Origin of the sequence: Actinomadura sp. NBRC 104412 (assembly GCF_030269515.1) — a bacterium.
Taxonomy (GTDB): Bacteria; Actinomycetota; Actinomycetes; order Streptosporangiales; family Streptosporangiaceae; genus Spirillospora.
Map to the genome: position 1 here is coordinate 20606 of NZ_BSTM01000038.1, position 13213 is coordinate 33818.

Annotated in this window: 12 protein-coding genes; 1 reads left to right on the plus strand and 11 read right to left on the minus strand. The window is 71.0% G+C overall.

Annotated features, from left to right (window positions below):
* Window positions 1-640: 640 nt before the first annotated feature.
* The 11 genes from QSK21_RS31710 to QSK21_RS31760 all read right to left on the minus strand — a co-directional run bounded on the left by QSK21_RS31710 (window position 641) and on the right by QSK21_RS31760 (window position 11908).
* Window positions 641-2164 carry an OmpA family protein gene (locus QSK21_RS31710; RefSeq protein WP_285701212.1) on the minus strand — a complete coding sequence of 508 codons (1524 nt, stop codon included), beginning with the start codon at window positions 2162-2164 and terminating at the stop codon, window positions 641-643.
* A gap of 180 nt (window positions 2165-2344) precedes the next feature.
* Complete coding sequence (locus QSK21_RS31715) at window positions 2345-2566, minus strand: hypothetical protein (protein ID WP_285701213.1); 222 nt, start codon at window positions 2564-2566, stop codon at window positions 2345-2347.
* Window positions 2567-2643: 77 nt separating this feature from the next.
* On the minus strand, window positions 2644-3507 hold the full coding sequence (locus QSK21_RS31720) for a response regulator (protein WP_285701214.1): 864 nt from the start codon (window positions 3505-3507) through the stop codon (window positions 2644-2646).
* Window position 3508: 1 nt separating this feature from the next.
* Window positions 3509-4711, minus strand: coding sequence for a sensor histidine kinase (locus QSK21_RS31725; protein ID WP_285701215.1), 1203 nt, complete (start codon window positions 4709-4711; stop codon window positions 3509-3511).
* A 22-nt stretch (window positions 4712-4733) separates the two neighbouring features.
* Window positions 4734-5624 carry a type II secretion system F family protein gene (locus QSK21_RS31730; protein ID WP_285701216.1) on the minus strand — a complete coding sequence of 297 codons (891 nt, stop codon included), beginning with the start codon at window positions 5622-5624 and terminating at the stop codon, window positions 4734-4736.
* Between the two features lie 2 nt (window positions 5625-5626).
* Entirely contained in the window at window positions 5627-6559 is a 933-nt protein-coding gene (locus QSK21_RS31735; RefSeq protein WP_285701217.1) for a type II secretion system F family protein, read from the minus strand.
* Entirely contained in the window at window positions 6556-7887 is a 1332-nt protein-coding gene (locus QSK21_RS31740) for a TadA family conjugal transfer-associated ATPase (protein ID WP_285701218.1), read from the minus strand. Before QSK21_RS31740 ends, QSK21_RS31735 begins: the two co-directional genes overlap by 4 nt.
* A 3-nt stretch (window positions 7888-7890) precedes the next feature.
* On the minus strand, window positions 7891-8265 hold the full coding sequence (locus QSK21_RS31745; RefSeq protein WP_285701219.1) for a TadE/TadG family type IV pilus assembly protein: 375 nt from the start codon (window positions 8263-8265) through the stop codon (window positions 7891-7893).
* The gene (locus tag QSK21_RS31750; RefSeq protein ID WP_285701220.1) at window positions 8262-9833 is read right to left on the minus strand and encodes a CpaE/TadZ family protein; all 1572 of its coding nucleotides are present in this window, start codon (window positions 9831-9833) and stop codon (window positions 8262-8264) included. Before QSK21_RS31750 ends, QSK21_RS31745 begins: the two co-directional genes overlap by 4 nt.
* 17 nt (window positions 9834-9850) lie before the next feature.
* Entirely contained in the window at window positions 9851-10528 is a 678-nt protein-coding gene (gene cpaB / locus QSK21_RS31755) for a Flp pilus assembly protein CpaB (protein WP_285701221.1), read from the minus strand.
* Window positions 10529-10597: 69 nt separating this feature from the next.
* On the minus strand, window positions 10598-11908 hold the full coding sequence (locus tag QSK21_RS31760) for a hypothetical protein (protein WP_285701222.1): 1311 nt from the start codon (window positions 11906-11908) through the stop codon (window positions 10598-10600).
* Between the two features lie 770 nt (window positions 11909-12678).
* Here QSK21_RS31760 and QSK21_RS31765 point away from each other — a divergent pair.
* A complete protein-coding gene (locus QSK21_RS31765; protein WP_285701223.1) occupies window positions 12679-13194 on the plus strand; it encodes a DUF4282 domain-containing protein in 516 nt (171 codons plus the stop codon).
* Window positions 13195-13213: the final 19 nt, after the last annotated feature.

Consider the following 13213-nt stretch of genomic DNA (forward strand, 5'->3'; position numbering starts at 1 on the left):
GCCTATCCACCCAGCAAGCTGCCGTTCAAGGGCCGGTGACAGCCGCATCCCAGCGCCCCCTGTCGGCGCGCAGTGAGGGCGCGTCCGCGAAGCTGTGGGCGCACGAAGCCAGCCGTGTCACGGCGACGGACCCCGCGTGACACCGCGTCTACGGCCAGCTATTCACCATCAACGAGCTGCGCGCCTATCCGACCGGCGAGCTGCCATTTAAGGGCCGGTGACGGCCGCGTCCGGCTCGCCGCGCCCGAGCGCCTTCTGTCACCGCAGGGACGCGGTGGGCACGCGTCCGCGAAGCTCGCGGCGCACGAGGCCAGCCGTGTCGCGACGACGAGCCCCACGTGACACCGCGTCTACAGCAGGCTGCTCACCATCGACAAGCTGCGCGCCAATCCGACCGGCAAACTGCCATTCAAGGGCCGGTGACGGCCGGGTCCCAGTGCCCTCTGTCGGCGCGCGGTGGGGGTGCGTCCGCGGAGCTGGTGGCGCGCGAGGTCGGCCGTGTCGTGGCGGCGGGCCTCGGGTGGTGCCGCGTCTCACGAGCGTTTTCTACGGGTGGCGCTTTCCCCGCTGACATCGATGGCCGGTGGCGGGCGGGTGGCCCGGCACCGGTCATCGCGAGGGTGGAGCGGCGAGGCGGGGGTCAGCCCGCGCCCACGCCCTGGATGCGCGGGAACTTGCCCAGTTGCACGCTGAGCGGCGCGGTGCCGGTGGGGAGCTGCACGACCGCCCAGTAGTCGAGGCTGGCGCGGGGCTGGATGCTGTCCTCGCCGGCCCAGGTGCCCGCGGTCGGTGAGCACAGGCACGCGACCGAGTTGTCGCCCGGGACGTCGATGGGGTAGGTCGCGGCCTGGTAGCGGCGACCGGCCGTCGTGTCGATGACATGGGCGTTGTTGGCGAAGAACTGGACGAGGTTCAGCCAGCCCTCGCCGTACTTCAGGTCGCCGGCGGCCGCGGCCGTGGTGCCGTTGTTGGTCACGCGGTAGGTGAGCAGGCCCAGCCCGTTGCCGAGGGGCTTGAGGCCGGTGACCTGCGCGGTGAACGGCTGCCCTCCCACGTTCTGGCTGACCGGGCCGGACCGTCCCGCGGGGGCGGCGGGGGCCGGGGCCCGCTCGGGCGGCTTCGGCCGCGCGAAGATGACCGTCACCCGGCGGTTGCGGCGCCGTCCCTCCGCGGACTCGTTGTTGTACTCGGGACGTTTGGAGCCGTACCCCTTCGGCTGGAAGCCGACCCCGGAACGGGTGACCATCCCTTGCAGGGCCTTGGCGACCGTGTCGGCGCGCCGCTGCGAGAGCGGGTCGTTGATGGCGTCGTTGCCGGAGTTGTCGGCGTGCCCCTCGACCTTGACCGTGGTGGCGGGCGAGGCGTCGATCCGCCGGGCGGTGGCCTTGAGGATCGACTGCGCCTTGGGGGTCAGCTCGGCCTTGTTCAACGCGAACAGCACGTCCGAGCGGAGGTTGACCCGCAGGTTCCTGCCGTCGTCGTGGGTCTCGTCGGTGTCGTCCAGTGCCTCGGTGGACGAGGTGATGGCGTGGCTCACCGCCTTGAGGTCCGGTGTGGGGACGGGGATCGCCTGGCCGGGCGGCGCCACCGGAGGTTCGTCGCTGATCGGGACGTTCGCCATGGGGGCGGTGTCGGTGGTGAAGACCGTGGTGGTCCTGGCGTTGCCCGAGGGGGCCGGGACCACCGCGTAGTAGGTCGCCGTCTCGCCCGCGGTGAGCACGGCGCTCTCACCGGCGAAGAGATTGGATGTGCAGGCGCATTTGCCGCCGCCCCGATAGGGCAGCAGGACCCGGCGCGCGGGGGCGTCGATGAGCCCTATTCCGGACGCCTGGTTCCGGCCTTCGGGGGAATCCCTGGGCACGGCGATGTCCTGTACCGCGCGATCGGCCGTGAACGACTCCGAGCCGCCGTTGGTGAGCCTCAACTGGACGACCACATGTTCTCCACCGAAGCGGTTGAGCCCGACCAGATCGACCCGGACCTTCGGATCGAGAAAGCTCGTCGTCGAGGCGATGGCGCGCCTGTCGTCCTTACCTGGCCTGCCCGCCGGAATCTGCGTTGCTTTTGAGGACCCTTGGGGGTCGTCCCCTTCACTCGGAGCGATGCAGCCGGCCGCGAGCATCGAGAACGCACCGAGCGTCAGCACCACCGGACTCGTTCGCACGTAGATCTCCACTCCATCGTCCGAACACGTGGACGGTACGAGCGTAGTGCCCGGAAGCGGCGCACGCGGAAGGGTCCACGGACCCAACCGGAGAAATCTGTGTCATGGTGGAGGAATCAACGAAGGGCGGCCGCGCGGCCGCCCTTCCGTTGATCTTGCTCGTGCGCTGCCCGGGACCGATTACTTGAGCTTGTCGAGAATCGGGCCGAGCTTCGAGGTGATCTTCTCGCCCAGGTTGAAGTTGTGCCACACGCCGATCATGCCGGCGATCACGGCGATCAGGGCGGCGTACTCGAAGAAGCTGGCGCCGCGGTCGAAGTCCTTGCGCTTCTCGACGTAGGTCTCGACGCGGTCCTGCAGGAACAGCGAAGCGGTCACGTACAGGGGGATGAGCTTATTCATTTCGGTGCCTCCCGTTTCTCGGTTCAACGAAAATGTACGGAGAGGCGACCGGACCGCACAGGGTCCACAAACCCAATTCAGCGGCCATTCCTCGTTGGGGCCTGGGGCCCTGCCGTTGGGCCCGCCGCCGGACCCGGCCCTGGGCCCGCCGCCGGGCCCTCGGCGTCCCGCGCGGTGCCCAGCCAGCGCGCGATGGCCGCGCCGCGGTTGGTGACCGCCAGCTTGGCGTAGATGCGGTTGATGTGGTTCTTCACGGTCTTCTCGGCCAGGAAGAGGCGCTTGGCGATCTCACCGTTGGAGCATCCCTGGCTGACCAGTTCCATGACCTCGTGCTCACGGGCCGACAGCCATTGGGCCCCCGCCACCTCGGCCGCCGTCCCTCCGGGGCCTCCGGGCCGCCGTGGCGTCACGTACCCTTCCGGGACCACCTCGGACGGCATGCCGCGCACGGCCGGCACGTGCTCCCGCTCGTGCTTGGAACCGCCCGTCCCGCCGTTCGCGTCCCCGTTCCCCGATGGCGCGCCCTGCTGCCGGAGTGCGGCCACCAGGAAACTGGCGACGGCCGGCGAGAGCGGATTGCCGCCGTTGGCCACCTCGTTCACCGCGTTCAGCAGCTCCTCGGGCGAGAACGTGTCGTGGACGAGATAGCCCGAGGCCCCGTTGGCGAGCGCCGTGCGGATCACGTCGGGGGCGTCGGTGTAGGTCAGCATCAGCACCCGGGTGTGCCGGGAGATCTCGGCGGCCGCGTCCATCCCGTTGACCAGCGGCATCCGCACGTCCAGCAGCGCCAGGTCGGGACGCAGCCGCTCGGCGGTCTCGATCGCGCTGCGGCCGTCGCCGACCTGCGCCACGACCCGGATGCCGGCGGCCTCCAGCATGGAGCACAGGCCGGCGCGGACCACCGGGTTGTCGTCGGCGATGAGGACTCTGAGTTCGGTCATCTCAACCCACCTCCGCGAGCGTGGATCCGGATGTGCTGTCGAGTTCCCGGACGGGCAGCCGGACCCGCACGGTGGTGCCCGCGCCCGGCACCGAGCCGACCTCGACCGTGCCGCCGACCCGCTCGGCGCGCTCGTGCAGGCCGACGAGGCCGTAGTGGCCCGCGCGGACGAGGTGTTCGAGGCTCTCCACCCGGAAGCCCCTGCCGTCGTCCCGGATGGTGAGGACGGCCATGCCGCCGTCTGTGTCGTCTTGCCTGTCGAGCCGCACCTCCACGGCGCTCGCCTCCGCGTGCCGTTCGACGTTGGACAGCACCTCGGACAGGATCGACAGCACCTCGTAACGGGCGCGCAGGGACATGTCGACGTCCTGGCGGAGCTCGCACTCCACGCGCAGGCCGCTGGACTCCGCCCAGCGGTCGACGACCTCGCGCAGCGCCTCGGGCAGCGGCCGGGTGAGGTTGTCGGAACGCATCTCGTTCAGCAGGCTGCGGGCCTCCCTGGACGCGATCGCGGTGGCGGCCGCCAGCTCGGCGGCCTCCCGGGCGGCGCGGTCGGTGTCCTTGGTGACCCACAGGGGCAGGGCCGTCGCCGCCATCGCGATGCCGCTCAAGGTCTTGGCGAGCGAGTCGTGCATCTCCCTGGCCAGGCGTCCCCGCTCCTCGGCGGCGGCCGCCATCGCCTCGGCGCGGGTCCGGGCGCGCGCCTCGGCCACCTGCTGCTCGAACAGGCGCCGCAGCGCCACCCCCGCGTAGCCGACCAGGGGGTAGTAGACCGGCTGCCCGAGCACGGTCTGGAACGTGGCCAGGTCGGTGCCGACCCGGTCCACGGTCAGCAGGAATGCCGTGTAGTAGCCGGCCACCTGCACGGCGGAGATCATCATTCCCCGCCATCCGTACAGCAGCCCGGCGATGGCCGCGGTGACCACGGTGGCCAGCAGGAACGGGCCGGAGCTGCCGCCGATGGCCAGGACGACGAACGACAGCCCGACATCGATGATCAGCCAGCCGGGGCTGCGCAGCAGCCAGGGCACGATGGTGCGCCGGCGCCTGGCGGCCTGCCACGAGACGAGCAGGACGATCGCGACCAGGACGACCAGCTTGAGCTCCAGGCTGCTGGATGGGACCAGGCCCAGGGTGATGGCCGCGATCAGCATCCGCACCTGCATCAGCAGAGAGAACGCGCCCCCGATGCGCTCCTCGAGCATCCGCTCGTATGGCGGAAGACCGTCATGGACCGGTGAACCCACCCAGACCCCCTCCGTTCGTGCCGATGAACATCGCCCCCGCCATGACCGCCAGCAGCGCGGGCAGCACCAGGAACGCGGTCACCGCCGTGATCTGGGGCGAGACCTTCTGCGCCCGCTGCTTGGCCCACTGCGCCGCCTCGCGCCGCATGTCCGTGGCGATGTCGTTCAGCGTGCTGGACAGCGGCGCGCCCAGTTCCTCGGCCTGGAGGATCGCGGTGACGAACTGGCTGACGGCCTCGGAGTCGTTGCGGGCGCGCAGGTCCTCGAACGCCTGGCGGCGCGGCGTCCCCAGGTCCATCTGCCGCAGCGCGGTCATGAACTCCGCGGCCAGCGCACCCGGCATGCTGTCGGCGACCCGTTCGAGCGCGTGCCGGAAGCTCAGCCCGGCCGCCACGGTCACCGACAGGACGTCCAGGAAGTCGGGCATGCTGCGCTGGATCTCGTCCTGCCGCTTGCGCACCCGCGCCCGGATCACGCCCTCGTGCTGGAGCGCGCCGAGCATGCAGACGGCGCCGAACAGGATCTGTCCCTGGAGGAGCAGCAGCGCGCTGGGGATCCCGAACATCACCACGAACCCGGCGGACTGCCGGCAGTAGGACTCGTAGGTCATCCCGCCGGGGGCGCCCGCCGCCTCGATCCGCTTGACGATCTTCTCGCGCTGCGGGGCGAGCAGCTCCCGCACCGCCCTGGCCAGCGGCGCGCCGAGCCGGTCGGCGAGCCGGATGAACACCGACAGGTCGCTCTTGCGCTTGGGCACGACGGTGACCGCGGACGCGGCGACCTGCTCCTCGGCGCGGGCCAGCCGCAGGCCCCACATCCCGAGCACGACGCACAGCGCGGCACCGGACCCCATGAGGTAGACGGGAAGCATGCTCAGACCTCCACCCTCGTCAGCCGGCGGATGATGACCACGCTGAGCGTGAAGGCGACCGCGGCCAGCCCGAGGATGACCTGGCCGACCAGGTTCTCGCTCATCGCCCGCAGCGAGCCGGGAAGAATCATGTTCAGCATCACCAGGCCGCCCACGCCCATCGCGCCGACCGCGTAGTTGGTGACGACGACCTCGCCCATGATCGTTTTGACCTGCCGGTTGATCTCCTTGCGCTCCTCAAGGGTCCCGGCGATCGTCCGCAGCGCGGTGACCAGCGAGCCGCCCGCCCTCGCGGAGACGATGAGCGTGGACACCAGCACCGCGAGCTCCCTGGAGGGCATCCGCTCCCCCAGCTCGTGCAGGGCCTGGTCGATCGGCTGGCCCAGCCTCAGCGCGTCGGCCGTGCGCTTGAGCTCGCCGCGCGCCGGGTCGTCCAGCTCCTCGGCGGCCAGCGCCAGCGCGGTCCGCATCACCAGCCCCGCGCTGGTCGCGTTGGACAGGACGCGGGCCAGCTCGGGTAGCTGGGCCACGAACTCCTCCCTTCGGCGGTCCTCCTTGCGGCGCAGGTACGCCAGCAGCAGGAACACCACGCCGCCCGCCGCCGCGACGCCGAAGACCGGCGCCATCCAGGAGCCGATGACGAACACCGCGGCGCCGCCGCCGCAGACCGCCAGCAGCAGGAACGTGGAGACCTTCATCCGCGATCCGGACGCCACGATCCGCCGGTTGACGGCCTTGCCCAGCTCGGTTTTGCGCAGGGCGGCGTCCATCCTGGTCATGACGCTGTTCGCGGCCCGCTCGGTGTCGTCCAGCGCGCCGCGTGCGGTGAGCACCCTGCGCTGCGCCAGGCCGCGGACGTACTCGTACAGGCCCCAGGTCCCCAGGGCGAGCACGGCGGCCAGGCAGACCAGGATGATTTGCAACGGGATGGTCATCGTGAAGCCCCCTCGGCGGTCGTCGGCGCCTCCCGCGTCCGGAACGCCTCGGGCACGTCGAGCCCGGCGGCGAAGAGGCGGTGGCGGAGCTTGTCCGGAAGCCCGAAGCGCAGGCCGCGGCCCCGGACGACGCGGTCGGCGGTCAGCGGCTCGGGTTCGAACAGGTAGACCGGCTGGAGCCGGAACTCCTCCTGCCGCTGGGACGCGACCACGGCGATCTCCCCGATCCTGCGGGAGCCGTCCGCCCCCCGGTTCAGATGGACGATCACGTCGATCGCGCTGTTGATCTGGTCGCGGATGGTCTCGAAGGGCAGCTTGACCTCGCTCATGCTGGCGAGGGTCTGCAACCGGTAGATCGCGTCGTCGGCCGAGTTGGCGTGCACGGTGACCATGGACCCCTCGTGACCGGTGTTCATCGCCTGGAGCATGTCGACGGTCTCGGGCCCCCTGACCTCGCCGACGATGATCCGGTCGGGACGCATCCGCAGCGAGTTGCGCACCAGGTCGCGGATGGTGATCTGGCCGCTGCCCTCGATGTTGGGCGGCCGGGACTCCAGTGAGATCACATGCTCCTGCTGGAGCCGCAGCTCGGCCGAGTCCTCGATCGTGATGATGCGCTCCCAGCTCGGCACGAACGCCGACAGGGCGTTCAGCATCGTGGTCTTGCCGGTGCCCGTGCCGCCGGAGATCACCACGTTCAGCCTGGCCTTGACGAACTCCTCCAGCAGCAGGCCGGCGGCGGGGTCCACGCTGCCCATCCGCACCAGCTCGGCGATGGTGAACGAACGCGGGAACCGGCGGATCGTCAGCACGGGCCCGACCAGCGACAGCGGCGGGATGATGACGTTCACCCGCTCCCCGCTGGGCAGCCGGGCGTCCACCATCGGGCTGGACTCGTCCACCCGCCGGTTCACCTGCGCGACGATCCGGTCGATGGTCTGGTAGAGCTGCTCGTCGCTGGCGAAGGTGGTGTCGATCCGGTGCACCCGGCCGGCCCGCTCCACGTAGATGTCGTCCGGGCCGTTCACCATGATCTCGGTGACGCTCGGGTCGGCCAGCAGCGGCTCCAGGACGCCCAGTCCCAGCGCCTCGTCCACGACCCGGCGGATCAGCGCCGCGCGCTCGCGGGCCGACAGGACCGGGCCCTCGCGGCTGATGATGTGGTCGGTGACCTTCTCCAGCCGGGCCCGGCGCTGCGGCAGGTCGAGCGCGGCCATCTCGTCGAGATTGACCTCCTCCAGCAGCCGCGCGCGCCACTGCGACACGCCCTGCGCCGTGTCGCGGCGCTGAACGGCGCGGTCCTGCTCAAGCCGATCCCTGAGTCCCATCCCTCATCCCATCGGCATCGTGACCGTGCGGTCCATGGCGAAATCCAGCGGAATGCCCTTGGCGAGGACGGGCACGCGGGCGTGCACGCGGCACACCACCCCGCCGTCCTCGGTGGAGGCGTAGACCTTCTTCTCGTTCAGCCAGCCCGGCATGGCCTGCATCGCGGCGCTGCGGCACGCCCCGGCGTCCTGCCGCTGGGCGGCGACGCGCGCCCCCGTCCGCGCGGCGTTCTCCACCCGCTCGACGGTGTACGCGACCAGCAGGAACTCCAGGCAGACGAAGATGACCGTCAGCACGCTCGGCAGGATCCCGGCGAACTCCAGGCTGACGCTCCCGCGGTCGGCCGCGCGGCGGCCCGTCCCGGCGCCGCGGCTCATGACCGGCCCTCCCATACGATCTTCGACTCCGCGCTCAGCTCGTACGGGACGTGCCAGGACGCGAGGATGGCCGGGGTGTCGATGCTGACCCTGGCGTAGCCGTCGACGACCTTGATACGCAGGTGCCTGTCGGGCTTCCACGGCGACGGGACGCGCTGCACCGTCCTGCGCCGGACCTCGGCCCGCGCCTGCGGGGTGTCGTAGCCCAGCACGGCCACGGCGCGCGCGGCCTCGTTGGCGGCATGGCTGGTGAACATGGATGTGAGGCCGACCAGGGCGATCTCCCACACCAGCAGGATCAGGAACACGATCATCGGGAAGATCCCGGCGAACTCGGTGAGCGCGACGCCCCGGTCGCCCCTGTCCCCCTTGGCCCTGCCGGCCTTGCGCCCGCCCGTCACGGCGAACGCCTGCTGGTCGATGATCCCCGTCTCGAGCGCCACCTGTCCGATCGCCTTGCGGAACGCGGAGTGGTCCACGGCCTTCGGGGAGCCGGTGTTGGCGGCCTCCTCCAGGCCCCGGAACGCCGCGGGGATCCCGGTCCTGAGCAGGCGCAGGCCCAGCACCTTGCGCGCGAAGTCGGGCTGCACCTCGTTCCTGCGGTCGTGCCGGACGAGGACCACCGCCAGGTCGTCGGACTTGCGCAGGTTGAGCCGCTCGCACAGCGCGGCGAACCGCTTGACGGCGCGCAGCGACGGCAGGTCGGGCGTGGCGGTCACCAGCACCTGGTCGGCGATCTCCAGGGACATCGCGCTGCCGTCGGTGAGGAACGCGCCGCAGTCGACGACGACCAGGTCGTACCGGGACCGCAGGGCCGCCAGGATCTGCCGCGCCGCCTTGGCCGTGATCTCGTCCGACCGCTCGCCTTCGGCGGGGGCGAGCAGCGCGTGCAGCCCGTCCGGATGGATGTACAGCGCCTCGGCCAGGATCGAGCCGTCCAGCTCGTCGGCCGCGCCGACCAGGTCGGCGATGCTGCGCCGGTGCGTGACGTCCAGGAAGCTCGGGATGTCGCCCTTCTGCAGGTCCATGTCGACCAGGCAGACGGTCTGCCGGGCGGACAGCGCCGCGTTGGCCAGGTGGACGGCGAGCGTCGTGGTGCCGGTGCCGCCCTTGGCCCCGGCCACCGCCACCAGCCGGCCGAGCCGGTCCGGCGAGGCCGACAGCCGCGCGGGATCGATGTGCCGCCGCACGCTGACCGACCACTCGGCCGCGGCCTCGATCCGGTTCTGCAGTTCCGACAGCGACGGCTCGCGGGTGATCACCCCGCGGGCACCGGCCGACATCGCCTGGTCGTAGGTTTCGGCGGACTGGTCGGCGCTGATCAGGATCAGCCCCAACTGCGGGTGGCGCCGGGTGAGGTCGCGGACGAGGTCCGGGGCCGGCAGCCCGGCGATCTCCTGGTCGATCAGCAGGACGTCGATGCCGGGGATGCCGGCGACCGCGCCCATCACGTCGCTGGACGACCGCTCGACCGCGACCACCTCGATGTCGGCGATCTCGTCGAGCTTGGCCCGCAGATGGGCGACCAGCCGCGGGTCGCTCACCCCCAGCAGGATTCGGACAGTCATGAGACCACCTGGTTCGACTAGGCCGCGGGATTCGACGGGTTCGCCTTGCAGATCGGGCCGAGCCGCGGGCTGACGGGCTCGCCCTGCCGGCCGATCAGCGCGAGCCGCACCTCTTCGGCGAAGCTCTCGGCGTGGGTCAGCTTCAGGCTGTCCTCGGCGCTGAGCACGAACGTGATCGGCACGACCTGGTCGACCTCGTTGGCGTTGTCGCCCCGCTGGCTCCTGAGCCGGCCGACCTCCTTGACCAGGGCGTTGCTGATGATCCGCAGGGCGCATGCCTGCTGCCGGTTCTGCTGCTGCTCCTGGAACGCGGCGTAGATGTCGACCCTCATCCCGGGCCGCACCTGGCCCGCGACCCCGGTCTCCGCGTTGATCAGGCTCGCGATCTCGCGCTGCCCGGGACGCAGGACCGGCCGGTCCACGAGCATGCCCCGGTCGACGTAGGCGTTCGCCGCGACGTCGGTGACGGTGTTCTTCCCGGTGGCCTGCTTGGGGTCGGTCAGCATCGAGCCGGTCGCCCACTTCACCGGGATCCTGGTCTTGCGGAGCATGCTCGCGTCGATCGGCGTGAACGCCTTGACCGGCCGGCTGAACTGGAGGACCTCGGTCATCTGCCCGACCTCGGCCCGGACCGAACCGACATAGCCGACCACGCTGACGAAGACGAAGACCGCGCCGAGTGCGGCCAGGATCATGAGCAACACTCCGCGTCGCTGGCGCGGGTTCATGGTGACTCCACCTCTCGACTCACGGACGTGGGGGTTTCAGGGGTCACGCCGGTCAGGGAGACGGCCGGGCCGTCCGGGGACAGGCGGCGGGGTGGGCGCGAACAGGACCTCGGGAGATCGGTCGTTCGCCGGGCGGGTGATGGGAGGCTTGTCATTGCGGCCGTCCGGTGATCTCGGGGCGGGTGGCGGTGCGGGAGCCGGTGACAGTGCGGGGAGCGGCTGCGCGGGAGCGGGCGGTGGAACGGGACCCGGTGGAACGGGACCCGGTGGAACGGGACCCGGTGGAGCGGCGGCCCCGGTGGGATCCCGTTCACGCGACAGGCGCTCGCCGGGCGATCGGGCCACCCCGTCCGGCGGACGGGCCTGCGGCGGGGGGAGCGGGACGGGGGCGGCCGGCGGCACGACCTCGCGCACCGGTGCCCCGCCGTTCGCCTGGACGAAACGGCCGTTGACCCGGTGCGGGCCTGGAGCCGCCACGGGCGGCGGGGCGGCCGGTGCCGGTGGCGTGGGCGGCGGGGGTGCCTGCTTCGGCGGGGTCATGCCGCAGAAGAAGCACGTCTCGAGGATCGCCGAGGCCCCGCACCATGAGCAGCGGTCGCGCGGCAGCCGCCGCAACGTCATGTGCAGCGCCTGGGCATGAGCGCTGAAGGCGACGTACTCGACGTACTTCTTCGTGCCCCAGTACGTGGCGCCGAGCGGCTGCTCACCGGTGAGCATGACCGATGCCGCGCCGACCGCGGGCTGGAGGCCGCGCCGCAACCAGTCGACGTCGCCCCCGGCCTGGCTGGCCACGACGAGCACGGGGCCGGGCGGCAGGCGGCCGATGTCCTGGACGGGCTTGGACGAGGTGATCCGGTGCACCTCGGGCACGGGCACCGCGCACACCGAGAAGCCCTGCCCCGGAAGGTAGGAGGAGAGGTGGGCGCCGAGCCCCGCCGGGACGTTCTCCAGCCGGGAGACGCTGTTGACCCACGCTCCCGCGCAGATCTCCTGGCGCAGCGTGTGGCCCAGGCTCGCCAGCGTTCCGGGGTCGACGTGCGGCGCCACGAACGCGAGCTGGTCGGCGACCACCGAGAGCGCGAGCGGCGGGAGGTCCAGGGGCAGCGCGGCGATCCGGTCGGTGAGCATCGCCCCGCGGGCGAGGCGGACCAGCCTGCGCGGGCCGTCCCCGGCCCAGGACGGGTAGAGCACCACGACGGCGCCGCCGTGCTCGAGCCCGTGCGCGACGAGGTCGAGGAAAGTCCCGGTGACCTCGGAATTCGGCGCGTCGACAGCGATGCGGTGAGCGGCGATATCGCGGCAGATTCCGGTGCCCGGGATATCGCCGGCGAGCAGGACCATCGTCACGGGCGCTCCACACGATGCCTGGGCCTCAACGGGCCGATCCTCTCCATGTCCCCACGAGTCACGGCGTGCTTTCGGCACAGCGCGGCCCCCTTAGGAGAACGCGCCGGCCGGCGGCCGGCCGTCGCACTCCCGTTCAAGATCCAATTTCGATCGGATCCCCCGTGATGGCCGGGCCGGCCGAATCATAAAGATCCGACGCATCCGGCGCGCATTGAGTTCACACAAAGTTCGCGCTCTTTGATCTGCCGCGCACCTGGCTTCTGATCTGGGGAGACGCAGAACCTAAGGCGGAAGTCGGGCGGTCGCTGCCGATCTTGCGCCCTCGCCCCGGGCCACGCACCGCCACCACACGACCATCATTCTGTGATCACACAATAAGCGTGCGCTGACGAGCGTGATGACCTCCGAGTCAAACGATCTTGATCAGTGAATAACGGTGGTTGAATCGTCCACTATCGCGCCGGGAGAACGTCTCTAACGCACGGATCCCGCGCGGGACGGCGCCAGGTCACCCGCCATCCACTCGCCCATGCCGCATGCCACCCATTCCCGGATGACCTTCCAAAACCGCCAGATAATCGTCCGAGCGCGGAGGCGATATGCACCCGAAACCCGTTAACCCGGGCGGCGACCGCCTCGCGGCGGGTGATCGACGGCGCCCGTCGCCCCGCGCGACCGGAGACGCTCGCCGATGGTCATGCCGGGTGCCGGGGGACGCCAGGTTCTAGAGTCTGGGGATAGGTCCGTTCTAGTGCCAGGAGACGACGGCTATGGCTAACCCTCCGGATCATGGTCAGGGCCCCGGTTCCTTCGGGCCGCCGCCCCGGCCGCATCCCGGGCGCGTCCCGGAGCCGCGGGCGCCCGGTCCCGTACCGGACGCCGGCGCGGGACCGCTGAGCGGCGGGCCGGGCCAGGAGGAGCGGACGCCACAGCAGGGCGAGTGGGCACCACGGCGGGAGGAGTGGGCGCCGCCACCGCCACGGACGGACAAGGGGCTGTTCGGGGCGCTGTTCGACGCCGACTTCGACCATCTGATCACGCCGAAGCTGGTCAAGCTGTGGTACGTGCTGGGCCTGCTCCTGATCACCTTGCAGTGCGTGATCCTCATGGGTTTCGGGCTGTGGGTCGCGACCTGGGACGACTGGTGGGCCTGGGGGCTGATCCTGGCGGTGGCGAGCCCGCTGGTCTGGCTGTTCGAGCTGCTGCTGGTCCGGATCTTCATGGAGGCCGTGGTGGTGCGGTTCAAGCAGGCCGACTACCTGCGGGCCATCAAGGACAAGAGCTAGCGGCGGCGACACACGGGCG

Excerpts from the sequence above, each read along its gene's own strand:
- cpaB (WP_285701221.1), bottom strand. The coding sequence starts at position 10,528 with ATGATCCTGGCCGCACTCGGCGCGGTCTTCGTCTTCGTCAGCGTGGTC.
- QSK21_RS31730 (WP_285701216.1), bottom strand. The coding sequence starts at position 5,624 with ATGCTTCCCGTCTACCTCATGGGGTCCGGTGCCGCGCTGTGCGTCGTG.
- QSK21_RS31715 (WP_285701213.1), bottom strand. The coding sequence starts at position 2,566 with ATGAATAAGCTCATCCCCCTGTACGTGACCGCTTCGCTGTTCCTGCAG.
- QSK21_RS31750 (WP_285701220.1), bottom strand. The coding sequence starts at position 9,833 with ATGACTGTCCGAATCCTGCTGGGGGTGAGCGACCCGCGGCTGGTCGCC.
- QSK21_RS31720 (WP_285701214.1), bottom strand. The coding sequence starts at position 3,507 with ATGACCGAACTCAGAGTCCTCATCGCCGACGACAACCCGGTGGTCCGC.
- QSK21_RS31745 (WP_285701219.1), bottom strand. The coding sequence starts at position 8,265 with ATGAGCCGCGGCGCCGGGACGGGCCGCCGCGCGGCCGACCGCGGGAGC.
- QSK21_RS31735 (WP_285701217.1), bottom strand. The coding sequence starts at position 6,559 with ATGACCATCCCGTTGCAAATCATCCTGGTCTGCCTGGCCGCCGTGCTC.
- QSK21_RS31765 (WP_285701223.1), top strand. The coding sequence starts at position 12,679 with ATGGCTAACCCTCCGGATCATGGTCAGGGCCCCGGTTCCTTCGGGCCG.
- QSK21_RS31740 (WP_285701218.1), bottom strand. The coding sequence starts at position 7,887 with ATGGGACTCAGGGATCGGCTTGAGCAGGACCGCGCCGTTCAGCGCCGC.
- QSK21_RS31725 (WP_285701215.1), bottom strand. The coding sequence starts at position 4,711 with ATGCTCGAGGAGCGCATCGGGGGCGCGTTCTCTCTGCTGATGCAGGTG.